A 24,026-nucleotide genomic window follows, 5' to 3' on the forward strand; every position below is an offset into this window, starting at 1 on the left:
GCTGGAGGCGCCCAGGCCCTGCGCGATGTGCACCGACTTCACGACGGCCTCGGTGGACAGGTCGTTGACCACCCGCCCGTCGACCCGGCGGGAGACAGCACGGCCCAGGTCGCCGCCGCGGTGAGCAGCACCCTGCCCGCCCGCGACCGCGGACGACCGATCACCCCGGCGCCCACCGCGCCCCCGACCAGCACCGCGGTGTAGGCCGCGCCGGCCGCGCGGGAGTCGGCGTACAGGCGTCGTTCCAGCCCGGCGGCCACCCGGCCGAAGCCCGCCACGGGGTGTCCGCGCCGGGGGTCGGCGAGGACGAGATCGGCCGCCGCCCCCAGCGCCAGGCCCCACGCCCGGTCCGGGCCGGGGCGGGGGAAGAGGCCGTGCCGCATGCCGGTCACCGTAACCCGGGGGATGATCGGGGCATGCGCACGGACATCGACCCCGGCGAGCTGGGGCACGGCCGCTTCTACAAGGTGCTGACCAGCGTCGTCGTCCCCCGGCCCATCGCGTGGGTCTCGACCCGGTCGGCCGCGGGCGTCGACAACCTCGCCCCGCACTCCTTCTTCACGGTCTCGTGCGTGGACCCGCCGATGGTGCAGTTCACGTCGGTCGGGAAGAAGGACTCGCTGCGCAACGCCACGGAGACCGGCGAGTTCGTCGTCTGCCTGGCGTCCGAGTCCATGTTCGAGCGGATCAACGCCACGGGCACGAACTTCCCCGCCGAGATCTCCGAGTTCACCGAGGTCGGGCTGACCGCGGAGCCGAGCGCGACCGTGGCGCCGCCGCGGGTGAAGGAGTCGCCCGTGGCGCTGGAGTGCCGCCTCGAGCAGGCCCTCGAGCTGGGCGACTCGACCGTCGTGATCGGCCGGGTCCTGCACGCCGCGATCGACGCCGACGTGTTCGAGACCGACGCCCGCGGCCACAGCCTCCCCGCGATCGAACGGCTGCGCCCGCTCGCCCGCCTGGGTCGCAACGAGTGGTCGACGATCGGCAAGGTCCTCGACATCACCCGCATCCCGTACGAGGAGTGGCCGGGCCATTACGGCCGCGAGGACTGAGCGGAGCGTGCGGGGCGAGAATCGACCCTGAGCCGAACGTCCCTGGTCACGACCCCCGGCCGCCGCCTACCGTCGCCCCCGGCGGCGGGGAGGGGGACACATGGGCCGGTGGGGTGTGCGGACGGCCGCGGGCGTGCTCGCCGCGGCCGCCGCGGTGGCGGGCTGTGGCGTCGGCGTCGGCCAGACGACGAGGGACCGGGCGGCGCTCGAGGGCCCGGTCACCGAGATCCGGATCGACAACCAGGCGGGCGGCGTGACCGTCCTCGGCGACGGCGGGGCCTCGCTGGAGCGGGAGGTCACCTACCGGGGCTCGGCGCCGACCGGCCCGAGCCACCGCGTCGAGGGCGGCGTGCTCGTGCTCGGCGGCTGCGGCGACCAGTGCGCGGTCGAGTACACCGTGCACGTCCCGGCGGGCCTGCCGGTCACGGGGAGCACCCAGGCCGGGAGCCTCAGGCTGACGCAGGTGGGCCACGTCGACGTCGAGACCCGCGCCGGCGAGGTCACCCTCGACGGCGTCACCGGACCGGCCCGGGCGCACGTCGGCAGCGGCTCGATCACGGGCCGGGCCCTGCGCGACGGCGACGTGCTCGCGGAGACCGAGAACGGCGACGTCCAGCTCGCCCTGGCCACGCCCGCCACCGTCCGGGTGGACACCCACCGCGGGAACGTCACCGTCGCGGTACCGCAGGCGACGTACCGGGTGACCGTGCACACCGACCTCGGCGAGACGTCGGTCCGGGTCCCCAACGAGCCGAGCGCCGACCATGCGGTGGACCTGCGGACCGAGGTCGGCGACGTCGTCGTGGCCCCGGTCTGACCGGCTACCGCGGCCGGCGGGCGTGCAGGTCCGCGGCGCGGGTGGCGATCTGGTGCAGCGTGCACGGCCAGACGACGCCCGAGCCCGCGTTGCGGCAGGCGGAGCAGCGACCCAGGCGGTCCGGTACGTGGTCGGCGAGCAGCCGACCGAAGACCTCGGGCATGCCCGCCAGCACGCCCGCCATCGGTCCGCTCCCGGGCGTGTACCCGTCGCCTGCGGCCATCTGCACCCTCCACGTCCCGGTCGTGCGCCGCCGCCGGTGAGGGCGACGACCCGCCGGCGGCGACCCGCCCGCGCACGCGCCGTGCCCCGCGGCACGGCCCGACCGAATCAGTACCCGACGGCCGGGCGCGAGACCCGCCCGGCCACCCGTACTAGAGGGTGAACTCGCCCGACGGCGTGGCCGACGGGTCGGCGTGCAGGTCGCCCTCGCGGCCCCGCAGCTCGACGCGCCGGATCTTGCCGGAGATCGTCTTGGGCAGCTCGTGGAACTCGAGCCGGCGGATCCGCTTGTACGGGGCGAGGTTGTCCCGCGCGAACTGCAGGATGTCCTTCGCGGTCTCCTCCGTGGGCTCGTAGCCCGCGGCCAGCACCACGTACGCCTTCGGCACGGCCAGCCGCACCGGGTCCGGCGAGGGCACGATCGCGGCCTCCGCCACGGCCGGGTGCTCGATCAGCACGCTCTCCAGCTCGAACGGGCTGATCCGGTAGTCGGAGGCCTTGAAGACGTCGTCGGCCCGGCCGACATAGGTGATGTACCCGTTCTCGTCCCGGGAGCCGACGTCGCCGGTGTGGTAGTACCCGCCGGCCATCGCCTCGGCGTTGCGCTCCGGGTCGTCCTTGTAGCCCACCATGAGCCCGGTCGGCCGCTGCGCGAGGTCGATGCAGATCTCGCCCTCGTCGGCCGGCTCCCCCGTCGCCGGGTCGATCAGGGCGATCGGGAAGCCGGGCATCGGCCGGCCCATCGAGCCGGGCTTGATCGGCGAGCCGGGCGGGTTCGCGATCTGGACGCTCGACTCGGTCTGCCCGAACCCGTCCCGGATCTTGAGCCCCCAGGCCTTCTCGACCTGCTCGATCACCTCGGGGTTGAGCGGCTCGCCGGCGCCGACGACCTTGGTCGGGGGCGTCCGGAGCCCGGACAGGTCGGCCTGGATCAGCATGCGCCACACCGTCGGCGGGGCGCAGAAGCTGGTCACGCCGTACTTGTCCAGCACGCCGAGCAGGTTCGACGCGTCGAACTTGGTGTAGTTCATGACGAGCACGGTCGCCTCGGCGATCCACGGCGCGAAGACGTTCGACCACGCGTGCTTGGCCCAGCCGGGCGAGGAGATGTTGAGGTGGACGTCGCCGGGCTCGAGCCCGATCCAGTACATCGTCGACAGGTGGCCGACCGGGTAGCTCTGGTGCGTGTGCTCGACGAGCTTCGGCTTGGCCGTGGTGCCCGAGGTGAAGTAGAGCAGCAGGGTGTCCGTGGCCTGGGTCGGTCCGTCGGGCTGGAAGACGGCCGACCTGTCGTAGGCGTCGGTGTAGTCCTCCCACCCCTTCGGCGCGCCGCGGACGGAGATCCGGGTGTAGTCGCCCGGCACGTCGTCGAACTTCGCCGCGTCGTCCTTGCCGACGATCACGTGCCTGGCGTTGCCCCGGTCGACCCGGTCGCGCAGGTCCTCGGCGGTGAGCAGCGTGGTCGCGGGGATCACGACGGCGCCCAGCTTCATCGCCGCCAGCAGCGTCTCCCACAGCTCCAGCTGGTTGGCCAGCATGAGGATGATCCGGTCGCCGCGGGCGACGCCCCGCTCGCGCAGCCAGTTCGCCACCCGGTTGGACCGCTCGGCGAGCTCGGCGAAGGTCCACGAGGCGTCGCTGCCGTCCGCCTCGATGATCCACAGTGCCTTGCCTGCGCCACGCTCCGGGTCGGCGGCGACGGCGTCGAAGTGGTCGAGCGCCCAGTTGAACTCGGTGAGCTCGGGCCAGCGGAAGTCGCGCACGGCGGTGTCGTAGTCCGTGCGGTGTGCGAGGAGGAAGTCCCGCGCCGCGTAGAAGGCCGTGCTGCTCTCGGACATTGCACCTCACAGGATTCGGCGGCTCTGCTCTGCCGGAACCCTATTCGAGATCGGCCGTCGCGCCACGTCCGGTCGGGCAGGTCGGCGCGGGTGCGCCGACCCTCGAACGTGGCGGTGCGTCGGTGCCGCGGGGCCGCCCACCGGGGCTAGCGTGCCGGGCGTGGACGGGGCGACGACGCGCGGTGCCGGTGGACTGCTGACGGCCGCGGCACTGGCCGCGCTGCTCGCCGGGTGCGGCGGCACGTCACCCCCGGCCACACAGGCGGCCGGATCCTCCGCCGCGGCGTCCGCCGCCCCGTCGGCCACGCCGTCGGTCACGCCGCAGACCACCGCTCCCCAGGCCGCGCCGACCGGGACCACGCTGCTCTGGCCGGTCACCGACCTGGCGGCGGCCCAGGAACTGCAGACGCGGGTCGACGGCGGCGCCCAGCCGTGGACCCTCGACCCGGAGGAGGTCGCCATCAGCTACGCGACCACCACCTACGGCTGGACGAACCCGGAGCCGACGTCCACCGGGCCGGGCTCGGTCGACCTCACCGACCCGTCGGGGGGCACCGCGCACGTCACGCTCGTCCAGCCGGTCCGGGCGGGCTCGACGGGTATCTGGGTCGTGTCGGCCGCCACGCGCGGCTGACCGCCCCGCCCCCGACACCGCCGGACGTCGCGGATACGGTCACCAGAACGGGTGAAAGGGCCGCGAACCTGCTGCGTTCCGACGAGCGCCGCCGATTCTCACCATGAGAGCCGTCCACACCGCCGGACGGCCAGCGCCAGGGAGCCACGCCATGATGACCAGCGACTCGGTCCAGCAGGACATGTTCACCGTGCTGCACGGGCAGCCCGCGCCCGTCGTCACGCGGTGGACCTACACCGCGACCGACCCGTTCGCGGTCACCCTCGCCGTCCGGACCAGGCAGGACCGGTGGGTCGAGTGGCTCGTCGCCCGCGACCTGGTGGTCGAGGCCCTGTCCGGGCCGGCCGGCTACGGCGACATCCGGATGAGCCCGCAGCTCGTCCAGGGCTACGACATCGTCGAGATCGAGATCCGCTCCACCGACGGCCGCGCCGTGCTCGAGGTCGACCGGGACCTGCTGCGGCACTTCGTCGAGTCGTCGGCGGAGCTGGTTCCGCTCGGTGAGGAGTCGGAGGTCCTGGACCTCGACCGGGTGATCGAGCAGATCACCCAGAGCTGCGAGGGCTGACGCCGGCGTCGCGGGCGCCGGCGTCGCGGGCGCCGTCGACCCCGGGCACGCCGCCCGTGTCCGGGTTCGCGTCGATCCGCGCCGCGGCGCTCGGCCGCTCCTGCGGCTCGGTCTCCTCCGCGTAGTCGCGGACCGCGTCCTCCTCGGCCTCACCCGGCCGCTGGTCCTCCGCCAGCGACCGCGCGACCTCGGGATCCTCGACCGGGGACTCGTCGAGCACAGGCTCGAACCCGTCGTCCAGCTCGTGCACCGCGGCCTCCTCGGCCGACGCCGCCGCCCCGTCGACACCGACGTCCTCGGCCACCGTCGCGGGGTCCCGGTCGACGGCCTCGCCGTCCGCACCCGCGTCCCGCGGGGCCAGCCGCCCGGTGCGGGTGGTGTCGCGGACCGCGTCCTCGTCGGACTCCTCGCGCTCCAGGCGCTCGTCGAGCGTCTCGCCCTCGCGCTGCCCCGCCGGCGTCACCGTCGGGTCGTCGACCCCGTAGGGCCGGTCGGCCGGCACGTAGCCGGCGTCGAGCGGGTCCGCGCCCGACGGGCCCGTCAGCGTCTCCTCGTTGCCGAGCTGGAGGGCCTCCACCAGGTCCGGCGACGTGTCGAGGCCCCGCTCGTCCGTCTCGCGCTGCGCCATGATCCTCCGCTCTCTCGTTCGCCGGGCGTCGATGACGCCCACGTCCCCGCCTACCCCGGACATCGCCTCCGCACACGCGCCGTGGTCCGATAGGGCATGACCAGCGACAGCGGCACGTCCGGAGGTGCGGGCGCGGCGCGCCCTGCGCGGCCGCGGGACTCCGCCGCCACCCGGCGGGCGCTGCTCGCGGCGGGTCGCGAGCTGTTCGCCAGCGCGGGCTACGAGGGCACCACGGTCCGTGCGGTCGCCGAACGCGCGGGCGTCAACCAGGCCCTGCTGTTCCGGCACTTCGGGTCCAAGGAGGGCCTCTTCGCCGAGGCCGTGACCGGGCAGGCCCTCGACCTGCTGCACGACGGCCCGGCCGACCAGGTCCTCCCCCGCACCCTGGCCGCGATCCTGGCCACGGACGACGGCTCGGCCGACGACGTCGCCCTTTTCCTCGCCGCCCTCCGCTCGGCGGGCAACACCGACGCCGCCGCCGCGGTCCGGGAGGAACTGCGGGTCGCGTACGGCGGCACGCTCGCGCGGCTCGTCGCCACGGACGACCGCGCCGACGCCGACCTCCGCGCCGAGCTCGCCCTCGCCTGGCTGCTGGGCATCGCGCTGCTGCGCAAGGTGATCCGCAGCGAGGCCGTCGCGGACGCCGATCCCGGGACGGTGGTCGGACACGTCACGCGGGCGGTGGAAGCACTCTTCGCCCCCACCGAGCCGAGCTGACGCTCGTCGGCACACCCGGCCGGGCAACGGCACATCCGGCGGGGCGGCGGCACCGGGGTGTACGACAACCGCCGGGAGATGGGCCGAGCCGCCGGGACGGTTTACTCGCACCGGTCGGGAAGCGAACTCGGGCGGTTGCAGCGCCGGGCCGATCTCCCGCACCCGTCCGGCCGCGACACACCCCGGTCAACGAGGTGTGCGACAACCCCACGGGTGTGTGTGGCCACGCCGCGAGCGGTGTGCCGCGCCAGGACGGTTGTGCGAGCCGCCGCAGCGGTTGTGTCAGTAGTCGGAGGAACAGACCTCGTCCGCCTCGGCCTCGGCCGGGTCAGCGCGAGTGGCGCCGCGAGTCCTCGACCTCGGCGGGATCGTCGAAACCGGCCTCGCCCGTCCCGCCCGTCTCCGCGTCGGCGGGGCGGTTGAAGCGGTGGCGCAGGAGGACCCGGCTGCCGCGGCCGTCGAAGTGGACGAGCACGGTCTCGACCATGTGCTGCATGAGGAGCATGCCCCGGCCGCCGCGGGCGTCGCCGGTGATCGTGCCGCCCTCGCCCTGCGCAGGCCGCCAGCTGCCGTGGTCGGTGATCTCGATGCACAGCGCCTCGCCCTCGGTCCAGAGGGTGAGCTCGACGTCGCCGGGCCGGTCCTCCGGGTAGGCGTGCCGGACGGCGTTGGCGACGGCCTCGTCGACCGCGAGCACGACGTCGTCCTTCTGCTCGGTGCTCAGCCCGAGCGGCGCGAGCCAGCCGAGGAGCTGACGCCGGATGACGGAGAGCTGGGCCGGGTTGGCGGGCCAGCTGCGGTGGACGTACTCGACGGAGTCGGCCAGGCCGGTGAGGTCCGCCTCGGCGCGCTCGACGTCGCCGGTCACCTCGGCGAGCACTGCGGCCGCGTCGACGGAGGAGTCGGTGGGCTCGGTGGCCTCGGCGGCCGGGCCGGGTGTGTCCGGGGGCCGGATCTGGTGCGGGATCTGTGCCGGGCAGGTCATGGGAATGCCTCTCGGTGCGGGGAGCGTGCGGCCGGACACCCTTGGGATGGCCCCGCGCGACCGCTCGGGAAACACCGCTGGTCGAGCCCCCGACACCGCTCGTCGCGCGCACCCGACCGGGGCCCCGGCGGACGGACCGCAGTCATCCGTCCGGGTGGCCGAAGGCCTGCCGCCGACCGGCCTCCGGCCTCCGAACAGGGCCGACGCACGGGCCCGCGACCGCTGCTCCCGGGCCTCCTGCGTCCGAAGAGGGGCCAGCACAGGGACCGCGACCGCCGCCGGCCGGCCTCATGCCTCCGGCGAGGGCCGACGCACGGGACCGGGGCCGCCGTCGTCGGCCGGGATCCGCGCGGTCTCGTCGGCCGGAGCGCCGACGGACCTCCCCGGTTCCGGCGGGTCGCCGTCCGGCCCCTCGGGCGCGTCGCTCGGCGGCGCCGCCCGCGCCCCGGCCCGCCGGTCGATCTCCTCCCCGATATAGCGCAGCACCTCGGCCGCGACCGCGGCGACCGGCACGGCCAGGAAGGCCCCGGCGATGCCCCAGATCGCCCCGCCCGCGGTGACCGCCAGCAGCACGACGGCGCCGTGCAGGTTGAGGCTGCGGCTCTGCAGGATCGGCTGCAGGACGTTCCCCTCGATCTGCTGCACCGCGATGATGATCGCGAGCACGATCAGGGCGGTCGTGAAGCCCTTGGTCACCAGCGCGACCAGCACCGACAGGGCGCCCGCGACGAGCGCGCCGACGATCGGCACGAAGCCGCCGAAGAAGGTCAGCACGGCCAGCGGCAGCGCCAGCGGGACGCCGAGGAGCACCAGGCCCAGACCGATGAAGAAGGCGTCGACGAACGCCACCAGGGCCTGCGTGCGGATGAACCCGCCGAGGGTCCGCCACGCGCGCTCCAGCACCCCGGCGACGTGCCGGCCCGCCCGGGTACCGGTCACGCGGGTGACCCAGGGCAGGAAACGCGGGCCGTCCTTGACGAAGAAGAAGGCGAGCACCACGGCGAGCACGACGTTGAGCAGCCCGTTCGCGAAGGCCGACACGCCGGTCAGCACCGTGCCCGCGATCGTCGACGCGCTGGCCTGCAGCTGGCGGGTGATCGAGTCGAGCACCGCGCCGATCTGACCCTCGCCGAGGTTCAGCGGCGGCCCGGACACCCACTGCTGGATCTGCCCCAGCCCGCCCGTGACGCCGGCGGCGATCTCGTCCGACTGCCCCGCCACCTGCGGCGCGATCAGCGTGATGATCCCGCCGAGCACCAGGAGCGCCCCGACGAGCACCAGCAGCGCGGCCAGGGCGGGCGGCACCCGGCGCTCGACCAGCCAACGCACCGGTGGCCGCAGCACGGTCGCGAGGATGACGCCGAGCAGCACCGGCAGCACGATCGGCCACAGCGCGCCGACCACGAGGCCGAACAGGATGGCGCCGAACGCGATCAGCAGGATCCGCCAGCTCCAGGTCGCCAGCCAGGTCAGCCCGCCGCCGATCACCGCGCCGCGGTCGGGCGGCGGGGTCACCGGCGTCACCGCCGTCGCCGGGACCGGAGCGGCCACCGGAGCCGCGGGGGGCGCGAGCGGCGACCCGTCCGCGGCACCGTCCACCACGCCGTCGAGCGTCCCGTTCACCGCCCCGTCGACGGGTCGGTCGACCGGCCCGTCGACACGACGACCGGCCGTGCCGTTGCGGACGACGTCGGGGTCGCCGCCCACGGCGGCGCCGCCGAGCCCGGTCCCGTTCGCCGGGACCGCGCGCCCCTCCTCGTCCGGACGCCCACGCGCCCCGCGCTCCGACGTGCCTCGGTCGGTCACTCCGCCACCCCCGTCCCGCTCGCGCGGCCGGCCCGCTCAGCGGTCCCCGGGATGCCGCCGCAGCAGGTACGTGTCCATGATCCAGCCCTTGCGCTCCCGTGCCTCCGCCCGGAGCCTCACGATCTCGTCACGGACCTCGAGGACCGGGCCGGACACCAGGAGCTCGTCCGGGCTGCCCACGTACGCCCCCCAGTACACCTCCACGTCGGCGACCTCGTCGTCGGGCAGCTGCGCGAAGGCGGTGCCCCCGTCGAGCATCACGACGACGTCGTCGACGTCGGCGGGCAGCCCGGCCGCGATCCGCCGGCCGGTGGTGATCAGCACGGGCCGCCCGACCCGGTTGAGGATCAGCCGGTGGGCGGCGGCGAGCGCCTGCACGCTGGAGATGCCGGGGTAGGAGACGACCTCGATCCCCTCGACGCCCTCGAGCAGCCGCAGGGTCCCGTCGTAGAGGGAGGGGTCGCCCCACACGAGGAAGGCGCCGGTCTCGCCGTCGGCCAGCTCCGCGAGCATCGACGCGTAGAGCGACCCGCGGCGGTCCTGCCAGTCGACGACGGCGGCGGTGTACCGCTCCGACCGTCCGGCCTCCCCCGCGCCGGCCCCGCGGTCCCGCTCGGGGTCCGCGGCCTCGACGACCCGGTAGCTGCCGGGCTCGACGTGCCGGTCGAGGATCCCCGTCCGCAGCGCGGTGAGGTCCTCCTTCACCTCGCCCTTGTCGATGACGAAGACGACGTCGACGCGCTTGAGCGCGGCCACCGCCTGCAATGTGAGGTGGTCGGGGTCCCCCGAGCCGATCCCGATCACGTACACCGTGCGCACGTCGACACCCTATGCGGGCGGGGGCCGCGGCAGCGCCGCCCGGGCGGAGCGGGTTCGCCGGGTCGCGCAGCGTCACCGGCCCGGTAGGGTCGCGGATCCGACCGGGTGGACTCGAGCGAGCGGAGGACCGGGACGTGAGGGTGGCGCACCTCGTCGACACGCTGCACCCCGACGGGGGTGAGTACGGCCTCGAGGCCCTCGCCCGCGCCGCGCGGGCGGCGGGACTGGAGCTCGTGGTCGTCGCCATCTCCGGCAGCGGCGACGGCGCGCGGGCGGCCGCGCTCCGGCGGTCCGGTGCCGTGGTCGTCGAGCACGGGCTCGCACCGTGGGACCCGCGGGCGGTGGCCCGGGTGGTCGGGACGCTGCGCGAGCACCGGGTCCGGCTGGTGCACACGCACGCCCCGAACGCCGACGTCGCCGGCAGCGCGGCCGCCACCCGGCTGCGGATCCCGGTCGTCTCCACGCTGCACCGCATCGAGGAGGAGCCCGCGGACCGGCTCGACCGGATGCGGCGCACCGCCCGCACGCTGGCCCGGAAGCGCTTCGTCACACGGACCATCGCGATCTCGCGGCTGCAGCGGGACTGGTACCTGCGGGTCGCCGGCTCGGCGAAGGGCCTGGTCGTGCTGCCCGACGGCGTCACCGACCCGGGCCCGGCCGATCCCGCGGTGCGGGCGCGCGTGCGGCGCGGCCTGGGCGTGGGCGACGGCGGGCTGCTCGCGGTCTCCGCCGCGCCGATGCGCCGCGGCAAGGGCCAGGACCTGCTGCTCGACGCCGTCGCCGAACTCCCGGAGGACCTCCCCCTCACCGTCGTGCTCACCGGCGACGGGCCGCTGCGGCCCTGGCTGGAGGCGCGGGTCGGGCGCGAGGAGGAGCTGGAGGGTCGCGTCGTGTTCCGGCACCACGGCGACCCCGGCGAGCTGCTGCAGGCCGCGGACCTGCAGCTGCACACCACGCGCACCGACACGATGCCCAGCGTGGTGGTCCGCGGGATGGCCGCCGGGGTGCCGGCGATCGTGAGCCGGGTCGGCGGGCTGCCCGAGATCGTGACGCGGGACGTCGGGCGGCAGGTCCCGCTGAACGCCGCCGCCATCGCCGAGGCGATCGTGGAGCTCACCGGCGACGACGCCCTCCGCGCCCGGCTCGGCCGCGCCTCCCGGGCCCGCTTCCTCGAGCGCTTCGAGGCCGACGGCTGGGCGGCCCGGCTCCGCGAGGTGTACGAGGCCGCCCTCACCCGACCCGTGAGCGCCGACAGCCGCTAGAGGGGCAGGCGGCACTCACGACCCCCGGTGAGCTGCACACCGCCGAGGCAGCGGTGCGGCCCCGCCCGCCGTTACACGAGCACGCTGTGATCCCGCCCGGCGCCGCCGGTCGTGCGGTCCGCGGGAGCGGCGTCCCGTTCGCCGGTCGAGGCCGGGTCGTGATCTGCGTCCGGATCGCCACGAGCGGTTTCGACGGCCGCGAACGACGGCTCGTCCCTCGGAGTCGTCCGCTCGGCGCGCCGGGGTCGGTTCGGCCCGCGCGGCGATCACGGGACGGTTACGGTCGGTCCTGCCGGTGGGAACGACCTCCACCGGCACGCCCGGTCGGCCCGTCCCGCCTGCCCGCCGACATTCCCCCGGGCGCCCACCCCCGGCACGGGGCAGGCGCGGTGCGGTTGCTCCCCGGCTTCCCGCTCGCCCGCGGACGGCGAGGAACGACGCATGTCCGACACGTGTGTGGCACCGCGCCCGGTGCTCGTGCCGAGCTCCCGGCACAGTGCAGAGGACGGTCAGGGTCAGTCCGCCGCGGACCTGATCGCCCGGCTCACCGGCTCGTCCGCTCCCCCGCCCTCGGGCGGCCGCCGTGCCCGGCGCGCCGCCGAGGCGGACGAGGCGGACAGGGCCCCGGTCTCCCCCCTCGGCGTCCCCGCCGCGGACGAGCGGCCGGTCGGGCCCGAGGAGGCGCCGACCGCGCTCACCCCGCCGGTCGCCCCGGCCGCCCCGGCCGCCCCGGCCGCCCCGGCCGCCCCGGCCGCGCCGGCCGTCGCGGAGGAGCGCCCCGAGCCGCCCGCCGGCCTCACCGGCTCCTTCTTCACCTCCGGCCTGGGCGCCGGGCGCGGCCCCGGCGGCGACGGCATCTCGCTGACCGGCGTCTTCCCCGCGCTGTCGGCCGCGATCCGTTCGCCCAAGGCCGTCGCGGCCGCGGCGACCGTCACCGTCCTGGGCGCCAGCGCGGTCCTCACCGGCCTGCCCACCCCGGGCGGCGAGATCGCCCAGGCCACCGGCGTCGACTCCCCGACCGTCCGCCTGGCCGCGGCCGACGCGACGCTCGACGACGGCAGCGACGACGACCAGGGCGACGACCGGCCGACCCAGGTCCTGCAGGCCGTCCAGGACGGCCCCGGCGCCGTCGGCGGCTCGATGCAGTCCGCCTTCGGCACCGCCATGGGCGCGCTGCCGCAGGTGTTCGACAAGGCAGACGCCGCCCGCATCGCCGCGGTGCAGAAGGCCGAGACCGCCAAGGCTGCCAAGGCCGCCGAGGAGCAGCGCAGCGCGCTGCGCCGGGCCGCCCGGTCGGCCGGCGGCGCGATCGACGACGCGGTGGACGACGTCGTCGGGCAGGCCACCGGCGCCGGGGCGAAGGCCCTGGCCGCGGCCCGCACCAAGCTCGGCACCCCCTACCAGTGGGGCGCCAGCGGCCCGAACGCCTTCGACTGCTCCGGCCTCACCTCGTGGGCGTTCACGCAGGCCGGGATCAGCATCCCGCGCACGTCCGCGGCCCAGTCGACCTTCGGCACCGCGGTGAGCAAGGACCAGCTGCAGCCCGGCGACCTGGTGTTCTTCTACTCGCCGGTGAGCCACGTGGGCATCTACATGGGCGGCGGCAAGATCCTGCACGCCAGCACCAGCGGCGAGCCGGTGAAGGTCTCCGACATGTCGGCGATGCCGTTCCACAACGCCCGCCGGATCTGAGCACCGACCCCGGGGGCGCTCGGCGCGACCGCGCCCCCGGGGACCGGCAGGGTCAGCCTCGCTCCGCTCAGCCGAGCAGCGGCTTCACCTTCGTGCCGAAGTCGTGCACGCCCTGCTCGAAGTCGTCGAAGGTGAACATCATGCCCTTGACGCCGGGCATGGTCGCGACCTGGTCGATCTGCCGAGCGATCGTCTCGTAGCTGCCCACCAGCGTGGCCATGTTGAAGTTCACGGCCCCCTCCGGCAGGTTGATCATCTTCGCGGTGCCGCCGGTGTCCGTGCCCGTGTCCTTGCCGCCCTCGTCGGCCATGTACCCGAGCGCCCCGGCGTCCGCCCCGGCCTGGTAGGAGTCCCACTTGGCGCGGGCCTCCTCGTCCGTGTCGGCCATGATCGCCATGAACAGCGGCAGCGACCCGACGTCCCGGCCGGTCTGCTCGGCCGCCTTGGCCAGCCGCTGGGTGGACTCCCGGTAGACCTCCGGGTCGTTGACGCCGGGGCTGAGGATGAAGTTGTAGTCGCCCTGCTCGGCGACCATCCGCATGCCCCGGTCGGACTGCCCCGCGCAGACGATGTCGATGTGCCCGCTCGGCTTGGGCGACAGCACGCAGTCCTCCATCTGGAAGTACTGCCCCTTGAAGTCGCTGCGGCCCTTCTCCCACAGCTCCTTCATGACCTGGACGTACTCGGTGGAGTAGTCGTAGCGGTAGCCGTAGTAGTCGTCGCCCGGCCACAGGCCCATCTGCGAGTACTCGCCGCTCGCCCAGCCGGACACGATGTTGATGCCGAAGCGTCCCGGCGCGATCGAGTCGATCGTCGTCGCCATGCGGGCCACCATCGCCGGCGGCAGGGTGAGCACGGCCGTCGAGGCGTACAGCTTGATCCGCTCGGTGACGGCGGCGAGGCCCGCCATCAGCGTGAACGACTCCAGCGCGTGGTCCCAGAACTCGACCTTGCCGCCGAAGCCGCGCAGCTTGATCATCGACAGGGCGAACGCGAAGCCCTGCGCCTCGGCCTCCTGCACGATGCGCTTGTTCAGGTCGAACGTCGGCATGTACTGGGGCGAGTTCTCGGAGATCAGCCAGCCGTTGTTGGCGATGGGGATGAAGACGCCGAAGTCCATCGCGGACTCCCTTCGGGGCTCGGGGGACGGGAACCGGCCGGGGAGGACCGGAGCACGGGGGCCACCTCGCGGGCGAGCAGCTCGACGGAGGCCAGGGCGTCGCCGACGGGCATGCCTGCCCAGTCGGTGCGCAGTACGAAGTGGTCGACGCCCAGCTCCCGCCACGGCAGCAGCGCCGCGAGGCAGTCCTCCGGAGAGCCCACCACGAACCGGTCCTCGGCGAGGTCCGCGTAATCCGTTCGGAACGACTCCTTCTCGGGCATGACACGGTCCTGGCCCCAGTCGGCGTAGACCGCGTACTTCCCGGCCAGGTGCGGCCGGGCCAGCTCGATCGCCCGCTCCCGCGTCGGGGCGCAGTAGATCTCCCGCATCAGCGGCAGCTCCCGCACGGGTTCCCGGCCTGCGGCGGCGCGCTCGGCGTGGAAGAGGTCGAGCTGACGGCGGATGGTCGACGTCGTGGCGTGCGGGTTGATCATCCAGGTGTCGGCGAGCCGGGCCGCCCGCTCCACCGCGGCGTCGGAGTTCGCGGCCATCCAGACGGGCGGGCGGCGCGCGGGCAGCGTCGTGGAGCGCACGCCGTCGAGCCGGCACCAGTCGTTGTCCGCGTACACCGGCTCGCCGGACCACATCGCCTCGACGATCCGCAGGTTCTCCTCGAACCGCCGGACCTTCTGGCGCGGCGGGATCCCGAAGGCCGCGTACTCGACCTCCCGGTAGCCCAGCCCGACGCCGAAGATCGACCGGCCGCCGCACACGGCGTCGAGGCTCGCGAAGTTCTCCGCGGTGTCGACGGGGTTGTGCAGCGCGAGCAGGTGGATGCCCGTGCCGATCCGCATGTCCCCCGCCTCGGCGGCGAGCCGGGCGAGCCACGGCAGCGGCTGGATGTGCGAGAACGACTCCGGGAGGTGGTGCTGGCCGGCGAACACCGAGTCCAGCCCGCCGTCGCGGGCCGCGCGCACGAGCGAGAGCTGCTCCTGCAGCGCCGCCACGGGGTCCCGCCCGGCCGGCTGCTGGTGGGTCAGGAAGACGCCGACGCTAACCACGACAGGCCTCGGCGAAGTCGGCGGCGGGAGTGCCGTCGCCGAGGGACAGCACGGCGTCGAGCACGCGGTCGGCGGTGGCGTCGGGGGCGACCCGGCCGATCGTCTCGCGGAACTTGGCCACGACCTCCGCGTTGGTGAGCGGGCGCTCGTCGTGCCCACGGTTGACCTGCTCGCGGTGCCGCAGCACCCGCCCGTCGGCCAGCTCGATCTCGACGGCGCCGGAGTACGCGGCCGGGAAGGCGCTGTCCGGGTCCTCGGAGACCCGCACCTTCTGCGCGAGGTCCAGGATCGTGGCGTCGCCGAGCGCGTCGTCCTCCAGCTCGGCGAGGGTGAACCGCCCGCGGGTCAGCGCCGCGGAGACCACGAACGGCAGGCTGAACTTGGCGTCGTACTCGTCGCGCGGGGCCCACTTCGCCTCGGCCGGCTCGCAGACGACCTTGCCCGGCACCGGGTGGATCGCGCAGCGGATCTCCGTGATCCCGGTCGCGCCGATCTCGGGGCGCAGCGTGAGCACGGCGTCGGCGAAGGCGTGGATGAAGTGGCAGATCGGGTACGGCTTGACGGCCGTGCGCACCAGCTCCCAGGTCTCCCCCAGCCGGTCGCCCACGGCCTCGGGGTGGGTCTCGCGCCCGGCGAGATGGGTGTTGTAGAGGCCGAACCGGCCCTCGTAGACGGCGGGCGGACCGCTCCAGCCGGCCTTGGCGAAGCTCGCCGCGGTCAGGCCGGACATCGCCGCCCAGCCCGGGTGCAGGCGCTTGGTCCAGGCGCCGTCGGCGAGGAACTCCAGCAGCCCCGCGCTCATCGACCCGACGACGCCCTGGGCTGCGGCCAGGCCGTCGGCGTCGAGCCCGGCGATCTTGCCGGCCGCCACGGACGCGCCGAACGCGCCCGCCACGGCGGTCGGGTGGAAACCGACGTCGTGGAAGCCGCCGGCACCGCCGATCCCGACCCGCGCCGACACCTCGACGCCGAGGATGTAGGCCAGCAGCAGGTCCTCGGTGGTCGCGCCCCGGCTCACGGCCGCGGAGATCGCGGCGGGCAGCGCGGCGGCGGAGACGTGCGTGACGGCCGGGATGTGGGTGTCGTCGAAGTCCATGCCGTGGATCAGCACGCCGTTGAGCACGGCCGCGTCCCGCGGCGAGAGCCGGTCCGGCATCCCGAGCACCGGGTGGGTGCCGCCGCCGAAGGCGGACAACGCCTCCAGCGCGACGGCCGGGAACCCGTAGCCGGTCGACGCGAACGCCAGCCCGACGGAGTCGAGGATGAGGTGCCGGGCACGCTCGACGACCTCGGCGGGCACGTCGGACAGCTCGGCGCGGGCGGCGAACCCGCCGACCCGGTCTGCGAGCGCCGTGGTGGTCTTCTCAGGGCTGAGGGTCATCGGTGAGCCTCCTGGTCGAGGGCGGACAATACGTCAGACGTATGTGCGCTGGGAAGGGTTCAGGCCGAGATCGGGGCCGTGCGGGTGTGGTGGTCGGTGCGGTCCTGGAACAGCTGGGCCGCCCGCAGCGCGGTCGCCTCCCCGTGCGGCGGGGCGATGAGCAGGGCCGAGACCGGGCAGCCGTCGGGCGCGAACCCGGTGGGCAGGGCGAGCCCCGGGGCTCCGGTGAGGTTGCCGAGCATCGTCGCGCGGGACTGCGCGGCGTAGAGCGGGTACCGCTCGCCGTCGACCGTCACGGTGCCGTCGGGCAACCGCGGCGCGGTCGCCGGCGTCGTCGGGACGACGACGAGGTCGGCGCCCGCGAACACGCGCCCGAGCTCGTCCTGCAGCTCGGCCCGGAACTGCAGCGCGCGCAGGTAGTCGCTCGCGGGCGTGGCGATCCCCTGGCTGATCCGCTTGACCGTCACCGGGTCGTAGTCGCCCCACCGCGCGGCGTCGATCCGGTGCAAGGCCGCGGCCTCGGTGAACACGATCTCGTAGCCGATCGGCAGGGCCCGTTCGGCACTCGGGATCTCGCCGGGGACGATCTCGGCCCCGGCGTCGACGAGAACCTCGGCGAGGTGGGCCACGCCGGCCCGGACGGCGCCGTCGCACAGCTCGGTGAGGTAGCCGCCGGGCAGTGCGATGCGCAGTCCGCGCAGGTCGGCCGGCGGGCGCAGCGGGACGTCCGGCATCCGCGGGTCGACGCCGTCGGGCCCACGGAGCAGGGCGAACAGCAGCGCGACGGTGCGGGCGTCGGGGGCCAGCGGGCCGACCGTCTCGGTGGTCCACGACAGCGGGACCACCCCGGTGCGCGGGATCGCGCCCGCCGTCGGCTTGAGCCCGGTGAGGCCGCACCAAGCGGCCGGCAGCCGGACCGAGCCGCCGACGTCCGTGCCCAGCCCGAAGGGGACGGCGCCGGCCGCCACCGCCGCGGCCGTGCCCGTCGAGGAGCCGCCGGCCCAGCGTTCGCGGTCCCACGGGTTGCGACAGGGCCCGGTCAGCGGCGGGTGCGGCCCACCGACCGCGAACTCCGTCGTGGCGTCCTTCGAGATCGGGATCGCCCCGTGCGCCTCCAGCCGCGCGACGACGGTCGCCGAGACCGTGGCGGGGGGCGCGTCGGCCCGGGTGCGGGACGCCGCCGTGGTCGGGACGCCCTCGACGTCGATCACGTCCTTGACCGCGAACGGCACACCCTCGAGCAGCCGCGGCTCCCCGCGGCCGTCCGATGCGGCGGCCCGTGCCGCGGCGCGCTCGTGCAGGAACCGGATGGTGCAGTTCAGCTCGGCGTGCACGCGTTCCAGGCCGGCGAGGGCGGCGGCGACCCGCTCCCCCGCCGGTGCCGTCCCCCGGAGCCGCCCCGCGGTGGCGCGCAGCCCGTCGGCGCCGTCGAGGTCGAGCACCCCGAGCCCGTCGTTTCCGCTGGTCACCGGGGGTCGTGAGCGCGAGGTGCCGCTAGAGGGGCAGTCGGCACTCACGGGTCCCCGCAGCCAGGTCTCCCCGCGGAACGGGTCGGCCGTCTCCGGGCGCACCGGCAGGTCGCGGAGGGCGGCGGCCGCGGGTTCGGCGGCGGCCACCGCCTCGGCCATGTCCTTCACCTGGGCCGGGTCGAGGGCGTAGCCGAGCCGGGCCGCCAGGGCGCCCAGCTCCTCCGGCGAGCTCATGCCGGACCTTTCGCGACGCGGGGCTCCGTCACCGGATGGTCGCCTTCCCCGCGAGCAGGGCCTTGGCGACGACGCCGCGCAGCACGTCGTTCGTCCCCTCCCCGATCGACATCAGCGGGGCGTCCCGGTACAGCCGCTCGACCTCGAACTCGGTGGAGTAGCCGTAGCCGCCGTGGATGCGCATCGCGTCGGTGGCGCAGGCCAGCGCCTGCTCGGAGGCGAAGATCTTGGCCATGCCGGACTCGGTGTCCATCCGCACGCCGTCGTCCATCCGGGAGGCGGCCCAGTACGTCATCAGCCGCGCCGCCTGCAGCCGCACCGCGATCTCCGCGAGCCGCATCTGCACGGCCTGGAACTCGCCGATGGCCTGCCCGAACGCGGTGCGCTCGCGGGCGTAGTTGAGCGCCTCGTCGTAGGCGCGCTGCGCGATGCCGACGCTGCGCGCCGCGACGTTGATCCGGCCGGTCTCCAGCGAGGACAGCGCCTGCTGCAGGCCGCGGCCCTCGATCCCGCCGAGCAGCTGCGACGCCGGCACCCGGACGTCCGTCAGCACGACCTCGCAGGACTCGGTGCCCTTGTAGCCGAGCTTGCCGATGTCCTGTGTGACCTCGAAGCCGGGAGTGCCCGCCTCGACCAGCAGGATGCTCATCCCCTTGTGCGCCGGGGTGGCGGTCGGGTCGGTCTTCACCAGCACCGGCAGCGGGTCCGCGTACCGGGCGTTGGTGATCCACATCTTGGTCCCGTTGACCACGTACTCGGCGTCGTCACCGGAGCCCTCGCGACGGGCCGTGGTCCGGATCCCCTGCAGGTCGGTGCCGGCGCCGGGCTCGGTGAGCGCGATCCCGGTGCGGCGCTTGCCCGTCGCCAGGTCGGGGAGGTACCTCGCCTTCTGCTCCTCGGTGCCGTGCCGGGCGAGCATGAAGCACGAGACCGAGTGGCTGCCGAGGATGCCGGCGATGCCCATCCAGCCGCGGGAGATCTCCTCGAAGGTCAGCGCGAACGACACGGTGTCGGCCGCGAGCCCGCCGTACTCCTCGGGGACGGCGAGGCCGAACAGCCCGAGCTGCTTCATCCCCTCGACGATCTCCGTCGGGTAGCGCCCGGACTGCTCCCAGTCCCGCGCGACCGGCACGATCTCCTTGTCGACGAAGTCCCGCAACGTGTCCCGGAACAGGCGTTGCTCGTCGTTCAGCCGGAAGTCCATCTCAGCCCTTTCCGAAGGCCCCGGACGCGCGCAGGGCGGCGATCCGGTCGTCGTCGTAACCCAGGTCCTCGAGGACGCGTTCGGTGTCCGCCCCCATCGCCGGCGCAGGCCGCGTCGGCGCCCGGTCCGCCCCCGGCGGCCCGACCCGCACGGCACTGCGCAGGCTCCGCACCTGCCCGAACGCCTCGCTCTCCGTCTCGGCGATCAGGTTGCGCTCCAGCGTGTGCGGGTCCACCAGCGCGTCGGCCACGTCGTTGATCGGCGCGCACGGGATCGAGGCCGCGTACATCGGCGCGAGCCAGTCGGCGACCGTGCGCGTCCGGAAGATCTCCTCCAGCAGCGGGATGATCACCTCCCGGTTCCGGTTGCGGTCGGCGAAGGTGGCGAAACGCGGGTCCTCGGCCAGCTCCGGGCGGCCCATCACCACGGTCAGCCGCTGCCAGAACTTCTCCTTGGCGCAGCCGACGACCAGCCAGCCGTCGGCGGCCTCGAAGGCCTGGAACGGGATCAGCGACGGGTGCGCGGAGTGGTGCGTGCGGGCCGGCTCGTAGCCCGCGGTCATGTGCCAGGTGCCCGGGTAGGTCAGCAGGCTGACGGCGGTGTCGTAGAGCGACAGGTCGCAGTCCGTGCCGACGCCGTCCCGCCGCGCCGCGTGGATCGCCGCCAGCAGCGAGATCGCGGCGACGTACCCGCCGCAGTAGTCGACGAGCGAGAGCCCGGTCTTCTGCGGCGCCCCGCCCGGCTCGCCGGTCAGCGACATCCAGCCGCCGAGGGCCTGCAGCACGTAGTCGTACCCGGGCTCCTTCGAGCGCGGGCCCGTCATGCCGAAGCCCGTCAGCGAGCAGCAGACGATCCGCGGGTTGACCTCCTCGAGGTCGGAGTAGCGGATCCGGAGCTTCTCCGGGACGTCGCCGCGCAGGTTGGAGTACACGGCGTCCGCGCTGCGGACCAGGTCCTCGAACACCGCGCGGCCCTCGGACGTGCGGATGTCGAGGGTGATCGAGGACTTGTCCCGGTTGAAGGACTGGAAGAACAGCGAGTCGCCCGCCTCCGCGTACGGCGGCACGGAACGCCCGACGTCCCCGCCCACCGACGGGTCCTCCACCTTGATGATCTCCGCGCCCAGCTCCGCGAGGTGCATGGAGCCGAAGGGGCCCGCCCCGTACTGCTCGAGCGAGACGATCCGGACGTCCTCGAGCGGTCTCACGCGTCCTCCAGGCTCATCGGTGTCGCCGCCTGCGGGAAGAGCGACTTCGCCCCGTCGGTGTCGCGCTTGTGCACGTAGAAGGTGCGCTTGAAGGACAGCACCTCCACGGCGTCCTGGTTGAGCGTCCGGGTCTTGATCGTGACGATCCCGGCGTGCGGCCGGCTGCCCGACTCCCGCTTGTCCAGCACGATCGACTCCGACCAGATGGTGTCGCCGGCGAACACCGGGGCGGTGAGCTTCAGCTCGTCGACCCCGAGGTTGGCGAAGGCGTTCTGCGTCGTGTCGGTGACGGACTGGCCCATGGCGATCGAGATCGTCAGCGGCGAGGCGACGAGCATCCGGCCGAACTCCGAGGACTGTCCGACCTGTGCGTTGAAGTGCGCCTGGTTGGTGTTCATCGTCAGGAGCGTGAACCAGGTGTTGTCGGTCTCGGTGATCGTGCGCCCCAGCGGGTGCTGGTACACGTCCCCGACCTCGAAGTCCTCGTAGAACCGTCCCTGCCAGCCCGGCTTCACGGTCACGTGGGTTCCTCCTTCAGCTGCGCTCGATGTCCTCGAGCCGGCGGTTGGTCGTGCGCTCGCCGAAGAGGGCCATGACCAGGCCCATGCCGAGCGCGGCGAGCGCCAGGTAGGTGAACACGCCGGCCACCCCGGTCCCGGTGTACAGCGCGGCGACCAGGAAGCCACCGAGTACCCCGGCGAGCCGGCCGGAACCGTTGGCGAGGCCGGAGCCGAGCCCGCGCAGGTGCAGCGGGAAGACCTCGGCGATGTAGGTGTACAGCGTGGCGACACCGGTCTGCATCAGCATGGCCGCGCCGAAGCCGCAGACGATGATCGCGGCGGGGTGGTCGATCAGGCCGAAGAGCAGCAGGAGCACCGCGACGGCGAGCTCGAGCACCAGGATCACGGTCTTCCGCTCGAACCGGTCGATGACCGGCATCGCGAGCAGGGCGCCCGGCACGGCGGCGATGGCGAGGATCGACGAGTACGTGAGGCTCTCGGCCGTCGAGTAGCCGCGCTCGACCAGCAGCGTCGGCACCCAGGAGCTGAAGCCGTAGAAGGACAGGATCAGGAAGACGCAGGCCGCGGCGGCGACCACGGTCTTGCGCAGCGTGGCGCCGCGCAGCAGCTCGGTCAGCTTCCCGGGCACGACCGGTCGGTCGGCGACGGGCGCAGGGAGCGGCCGGCCCGTCTTCTCCTCGGCCTGCGCCTCCAGCCGCGCGACGAGCTCCTCCTGCCGCGGGTCGCCGGTGCGGCCGTGGGCGGCGCACCAGCGGATCGACTCGGGCAGGGTGCGCAGCGCGACCACGCCGCCGATCGCGCCGAGCGCGCCGACCACGAAGATCCACCGCCAGGCGTCGGGCCCCATCGGCACGACGAGCCGGGCCACCCACGCCGCGATCGGCACGCCGGCGAGCCCGATGGCCAGCAGCAGCGCCTGGTAGCGGCCGCGCAGCGCGCGCGGGAACATCTCGCTCACCCACACCAGCAGCACGCCGGTCATGGCCTGCAGCCCGAAGCCGGTGAGGACGCGCAGCACGCCGAGCATCAGCGGCCCGGTCGCCAGCGCGCTGAGCAGCGAGAACAGCGAGTAGAAGAACACCGCGCCGATCAGGACCGGGCGGCGTCCGATCCGGTCGGAGAGCCGGCCGCCGGCGATCGCGCCGAAGAACATCCCGACGAAGCCCGCCGAGGTGATCGCGCCGACGCCGCCGATCGACAGCCCCCACTCGGTGCGCAGGGCGGGCGCGGCGTAGGCGAAGGAGTTGAGGTCGACCAGGTCGAACACGAACAGGAAGCCGAGCAGCCCCACCCAGCGGCGGTGGGCCGGGGTGACGACCGGGATGCGGTCGAGCCGGGCGGCGAGGTCGGCGCCACCCGCGGACGGCGTGCCGGTGATCGGCGTGCGGGCGGTCGGTGTGCGGGCGGTCGGTGTGCGGGCGGTCGGTGTGCCGGCGGACGCGCCGGTCTCGGTGGGCCGAGCCGGTCCGGGTGTCATCGCGTGGCTCCCCTCGCGCGCTGCGGTGCGCGCTCGTCCCACCCCGCGCCGCGACGCGCGGGGGCGGCCGGGGGGTCCCCGACCACTTGTCGCACGCTAATCATCAGACGTTTCGACGACAAGGGGTCGGCACCCACCTCACCCGTCCTGCGCCCCCGGTCGGGCGGACTCGCCGGCGCGCAGCAGCAGGGCCCGCGCCCGCTCCACGACCGGCTTGTCGATCATCTTTCCGTCGACAACGGCGACCCCGCCCGAGGCCGCCGCCCCGACCACCGCGCGGGCCCACTCAACCTGCTCGGGCGTCGGCGAGAACGCGGTCGCGACCGGCACGACCTGCGCGGGGTGGATGCACATCTTGGCGGTGAAGCCCAGCGACAGGGCGTGCGCGCAGTCCTCGAGGAGGAGCTGCTCGTCCCGCACCGCCGTCGTCACGCCGTCGATCGGGGCGCCCGCACCGGCGGCCCGGCTGCCCAGCACCAGCGCCGAGCGCGCGTACCGCAGGGCCTCCCGGTCGACCGGGTCGACGCCCAGCTCGCTCGCGAGGTCGACGCTGCCGAACCCGGCGCGCACCACGCCCTCGACCCCGCACACCTCGACGGCCCGGTGCACCCCGAGCGCGGTCTCGACCAGCGCCACGACCTGCGCCGCCGGGCCCAGCGCGGCCACCAGCGCGGCCACCTCGGCGGGGTCCTGCGCCTTGGGCAGCATGACCGGCACGGACGTGACCGCGACGCCGGCGACGCCCGCGACGGCAGCGACGGCAGCGACGTCCTCCTCGTACCACTCCGTGCCGGGCGGGTTGATCCGCACCATCCCTTGGTTCCCGGCGGCGAGCCACTCCCGGACGGCCTCGCGGGCGTCCGACTTCGCCGCGGGCGCGACGGCGTCCTCGAGGTCCAGCACGACGAGGTCGGCACCGGCCGCGGCGGCCTTGGCGAAGCGCTCCGGGCGGTCGCCCGGCACGAAGAGGAGGGTCCGCGCACCGAGCAGGTCGGCGGCGGCGGTCGGGAGCACGGGGTCGGTCACGGTGTCGGACGTTTCCACGCCGGATCGCCCCGGTCCACCCCGGGCCGTGGGTAGGCTGCGGGGACGCGGCGGCCGCGCACCGGCCGGTGCGCATCCGCCGTCGTCCCCCGCCGGGGCGCGAGACCTCCCGGAGCGTGATCACATGGCCCCGACCCCGCAGCGCCGCGGCGCCGCGCCGCCCCCCGCCCGCGCCCGCCCGCGCGGCGGGGCCGCCCCCCGCCCGCCCCCCCCCCCCCCCCCCACCCCCCCCCCGCCCGCGCGGCGCGGCGCCCGGGCCACACGACACACCCGCCCGACGCGCGTC

22 protein-coding genes and 1 pseudogene are annotated in these 24,026 nt (G+C 74.6%); 7 read left to right on the top strand and 16 right to left on the bottom strand.

The annotated features are described in order from the left end of the window. Nucleotides 1-95: 95 nt before the first annotated feature. Nucleotides 96-383, bottom strand: a pseudogene (locus AB0B41_RS35285) (cobalamin biosynthesis protein); the annotation flags it as partial. Nucleotides 384-416: 33 nt separating this feature from the next. On the opposite strand from AB0B41_RS35285, the gene AB0B41_RS35290 reads away from it, so the two are divergent. Together AB0B41_RS35290 and AB0B41_RS35295 are read left to right on the top strand one after the other, a co-directional pair. Beyond that, nucleotides 417-1,052 (top strand): flavin reductase family protein, encoded by a 636-nt coding sequence (locus AB0B41_RS35290; RefSeq protein ID WP_358211175.1) that lies wholly within the window; start codon nt 417-419, stop codon nt 1,050-1,052. Nucleotides 1,053-1,152: 100 nt separating this feature from the next. Next, nucleotides 1,153-1,869 (top strand): DUF4097 family beta strand repeat-containing protein, encoded by a 717-nt coding sequence (locus AB0B41_RS35295; protein ID WP_358211177.1) that lies wholly within the window; start codon nt 1,153-1,155, stop codon nt 1,867-1,869. Between the two features lie 4 nt (nt 1,870-1,873). Here AB0B41_RS35295 and AB0B41_RS35300 read toward each other — a convergent pair whose 3' ends face one another. Both AB0B41_RS35300 and AB0B41_RS35305 read right to left on the bottom strand, forming a co-directional pair. Then, nucleotides 1,874-2,092 (bottom strand): hypothetical protein, encoded by a 219-nt coding sequence (locus AB0B41_RS35300; protein WP_358211179.1) that lies wholly within the window; start codon nt 2,090-2,092, stop codon nt 1,874-1,876. A gap of 151 nt (nt 2,093-2,243) precedes the next feature. After that, on the bottom strand, nt 2,244-3,929 hold the full coding sequence (locus AB0B41_RS35305; protein WP_358211181.1) for an AMP-binding protein: 1,686 nt from the start codon (nt 3,927-3,929) through the stop codon (nt 2,244-2,246). A gap of 160 nt (nt 3,930-4,089) precedes the next feature. Between AB0B41_RS35305 and AB0B41_RS35310 the strand changes: the two genes are divergently transcribed. Further along, the gene (locus AB0B41_RS35310) at nt 4,090-4,563 is read left to right on the top strand and encodes a hypothetical protein (protein WP_358211183.1); all 474 of its coding nucleotides are present in this window, start codon (nt 4,090-4,092) and stop codon (nt 4,561-4,563) included. A gap of 151 nt (nt 4,564-4,714) precedes the next feature. After that, nucleotides 4,715-5,131 (top strand): SsgA family sporulation/cell division regulator, encoded by a 417-nt coding sequence (locus tag AB0B41_RS35315; protein ID WP_358211185.1) that lies wholly within the window; start codon nt 4,715-4,717, stop codon nt 5,129-5,131. On the opposite strand, the gene AB0B41_RS35320 is transcribed toward AB0B41_RS35315, so the two are convergent. Continuing rightward, nucleotides 5,109-5,759 carry a DUF5709 domain-containing protein gene (locus AB0B41_RS35320; protein WP_358211187.1) on the bottom strand — a complete coding sequence of 217 codons (651 nt, stop codon included), beginning with the start codon at nt 5,757-5,759 and terminating at the stop codon, nt 5,109-5,111. The two genes, AB0B41_RS35315 and AB0B41_RS35320, sit on opposite strands and share 23 nt — an antisense overlap. A gap of 96 nt (nt 5,760-5,855) precedes the next feature. Between AB0B41_RS35320 and AB0B41_RS35325 the strand changes: the two genes are divergently transcribed. After that, nucleotides 5,856-6,476, top strand: coding sequence for a TetR family transcriptional regulator (locus AB0B41_RS35325; protein ID WP_358211189.1), 621 nt, complete (start codon nt 5,856-5,858; stop codon nt 6,474-6,476). Nucleotides 6,477-6,804: 328 nt separating this feature from the next. On the opposite strand, the gene AB0B41_RS35330 is transcribed toward AB0B41_RS35325, so the two are convergent. The 3 genes from AB0B41_RS35330 to cobF form a co-directional block, all read right to left on the bottom strand. After that, on the bottom strand, nt 6,805-7,461 hold the full coding sequence (locus AB0B41_RS35330; RefSeq protein WP_358211191.1) for an ATP-binding protein: 657 nt from the start codon (nt 7,459-7,461) through the stop codon (nt 6,805-6,807). Between the two features lie 288 nt (nt 7,462-7,749). Next, on the bottom strand, nt 7,750-9,267 hold the full coding sequence (locus AB0B41_RS35335; protein ID WP_358211193.1) for an AI-2E family transporter: 1,518 nt from the start codon (nt 9,265-9,267) through the stop codon (nt 7,750-7,752). 36 nt (nt 9,268-9,303) lie between these two features. Continuing rightward, the gene (cobF, locus tag AB0B41_RS35340; RefSeq protein ID WP_358211195.1) at nt 9,304-10,086 is read right to left on the bottom strand and encodes a precorrin-6A synthase (deacetylating); all 783 of its coding nucleotides are present in this window, start codon (nt 10,084-10,086) and stop codon (nt 9,304-9,306) included. A 134-nt stretch (nt 10,087-10,220) separates the two neighbouring features. Here cobF and AB0B41_RS35345 point away from each other — a divergent pair, with 134 nt between their 5' ends. Next, nucleotides 10,221-11,348 (top strand): glycosyltransferase family 4 protein, encoded by a 1,128-nt coding sequence (locus AB0B41_RS35345; RefSeq protein ID WP_358211197.1) that lies wholly within the window; start codon nt 10,221-10,223, stop codon nt 11,346-11,348. A 441-nt stretch (nt 11,349-11,789) separates the two neighbouring features. After that, nucleotides 11,790-13,040 (top strand): NlpC/P60 family protein, encoded by a 1,251-nt coding sequence (locus AB0B41_RS35350; protein ID WP_358211199.1) that lies wholly within the window; start codon nt 11,790-11,792, stop codon nt 13,038-13,040. A gap of 67 nt (nt 13,041-13,107) precedes the next feature. Here the strand turns inward: AB0B41_RS35350 and rutA are convergent, their stop codons facing one another. The 9 genes from rutA to AB0B41_RS35395 all read right to left on the bottom strand — a co-directional run bounded on the left by rutA (nt 13,108) and on the right by AB0B41_RS35395 (nt 23,722). After that, nucleotides 13,108-14,160: a pyrimidine utilization protein A gene (gene rutA, locus AB0B41_RS35355; protein ID WP_358211201.1), complete on the bottom strand. Its 1,053-nt coding sequence runs from the start codon at nt 14,158-14,160 to the stop codon at nt 13,108-13,110. Then, on the bottom strand, nt 14,115-15,203 hold the full coding sequence (locus AB0B41_RS35360) for an LLM class flavin-dependent oxidoreductase (RefSeq protein ID WP_358211203.1): 1,089 nt from the start codon (nt 15,201-15,203) through the stop codon (nt 14,115-14,117). The genes rutA and AB0B41_RS35360 overlap by 46 nt, the downstream gene beginning before the upstream one ends. Beyond that, a complete protein-coding gene (locus AB0B41_RS35365) occupies nt 15,196-16,584 on the bottom strand; it encodes an MmgE/PrpD family protein (RefSeq protein WP_358211205.1) in 1,389 nt (462 codons plus the stop codon). Before AB0B41_RS35365 ends, AB0B41_RS35360 begins: the two co-directional genes overlap by 8 nt. 59 nt (nt 16,585-16,643) lie before the next feature. After that, nucleotides 16,644-18,287, bottom strand: a complete 1,644-nt coding sequence (locus AB0B41_RS35370; protein ID WP_358211207.1) for an amidase — start codon at nt 18,285-18,287, stop codon at nt 16,644-16,646. Nucleotides 18,288-18,315: 28 nt separating this feature from the next. Next, a complete protein-coding gene (locus tag AB0B41_RS35375) occupies nt 18,316-19,491 on the bottom strand; it encodes an acyl-CoA dehydrogenase family protein (RefSeq protein ID WP_358211209.1) in 1,176 nt (391 codons plus the stop codon). A 1-nt stretch (nt 19,492) separates the two neighbouring features. Next, complete coding sequence (locus AB0B41_RS35380; RefSeq protein ID WP_358211211.1) at nt 19,493-20,698, bottom strand: CoA transferase; 1,206 nt, start codon at nt 20,696-20,698, stop codon at nt 19,493-19,495. Beyond that, nucleotides 20,695-21,219, bottom strand: coding sequence for a MaoC family dehydratase (locus AB0B41_RS35385; protein WP_358211213.1), 525 nt, complete (start codon nt 21,217-21,219; stop codon nt 20,695-20,697). The genes AB0B41_RS35380 and AB0B41_RS35385 overlap by 4 nt, the downstream gene beginning before the upstream one ends. A gap of 13 nt (nt 21,220-21,232) precedes the next feature. After that, the gene (locus AB0B41_RS35390; RefSeq protein WP_358211215.1) at nt 21,233-22,696 is read right to left on the bottom strand and encodes an MFS transporter; all 1,464 of its coding nucleotides are present in this window, start codon (nt 22,694-22,696) and stop codon (nt 21,233-21,235) included. 138 nt (nt 22,697-22,834) lie between these two features. Continuing rightward, entirely contained in the window at nt 22,835-23,722 is an 888-nt protein-coding gene (locus AB0B41_RS35395; RefSeq protein WP_358211217.1) for a CoA ester lyase, read from the bottom strand. Nucleotides 23,723-24,026: the final 304 nt, after the last annotated feature.

The organism is Pseudonocardia sp. NPDC049154 (assembly GCF_040648315.1).
In the GTDB taxonomy this organism is placed as follows: domain Bacteria; phylum Actinomycetota; class Actinomycetes; order Mycobacteriales; family Pseudonocardiaceae; genus Pseudonocardia.

Coding starts and splice junctions, on each gene's coding strand:
- AB0B41_RS35290 (WP_358211175.1), top strand. CDS start 417: ATGCGCACGGACATCGACCCCGGCGAGCTGGGGCACGGCCGCTTCTAC.
- AB0B41_RS35295 (WP_358211177.1), top strand. CDS start 1,153: ATGGGCCGGTGGGGTGTGCGGACGGCCGCGGGCGTGCTCGCCGCGGCC.
- AB0B41_RS35300 (WP_358211179.1), bottom strand. CDS start 2,092: ATGGCCGCAGGCGACGGGTACACGCCCGGGAGCGGACCGATGGCGGGC.
- AB0B41_RS35305 (WP_358211181.1), bottom strand. CDS start 3,929: ATGTCCGAGAGCAGCACGGCCTTCTACGCGGCGCGGGACTTCCTCCTC.
- AB0B41_RS35315 (WP_358211185.1), top strand. CDS start 4,715: ATGATGACCAGCGACTCGGTCCAGCAGGACATGTTCACCGTGCTGCAC.
- AB0B41_RS35320 (WP_358211187.1), bottom strand. CDS start 5,759: ATGGCGCAGCGCGAGACGGACGAGCGGGGCCTCGACACGTCGCCGGAC.
- AB0B41_RS35325 (WP_358211189.1), top strand. CDS start 5,856: ATGACCAGCGACAGCGGCACGTCCGGAGGTGCGGGCGCGGCGCGCCCT.
- AB0B41_RS35330 (WP_358211191.1), bottom strand. CDS start 7,461: ATGACCTGCCCGGCACAGATCCCGCACCAGATCCGGCCCCCGGACACA.
- AB0B41_RS35350 (WP_358211199.1), top strand. CDS start 11,790: ATGTCCGACACGTGTGTGGCACCGCGCCCGGTGCTCGTGCCGAGCTCC.
- rutA (WP_358211201.1), bottom strand. CDS start 14,160: ATGGACTTCGGCGTCTTCATCCCCATCGCCAACAACGGCTGGCTGATC.
- AB0B41_RS35365 (WP_358211205.1), bottom strand. CDS start 16,584: ATGACCCTCAGCCCTGAGAAGACCACCACGGCGCTCGCAGACCGGGTC.
- AB0B41_RS35370 (WP_358211207.1), bottom strand. CDS start 18,287: ATGAGCTCGCCGGAGGAGCTGGGCGCCCTGGCGGCCCGGCTCGGCTAC.
- AB0B41_RS35375 (WP_358211209.1), bottom strand. CDS start 19,491: ATGGACTTCCGGCTGAACGACGAGCAACGCCTGTTCCGGGACACGTTG.
- AB0B41_RS35390 (WP_358211215.1), bottom strand. CDS start 22,696: ATGACACCCGGACCGGCTCGGCCCACCGAGACCGGCGCGTCCGCCGGC.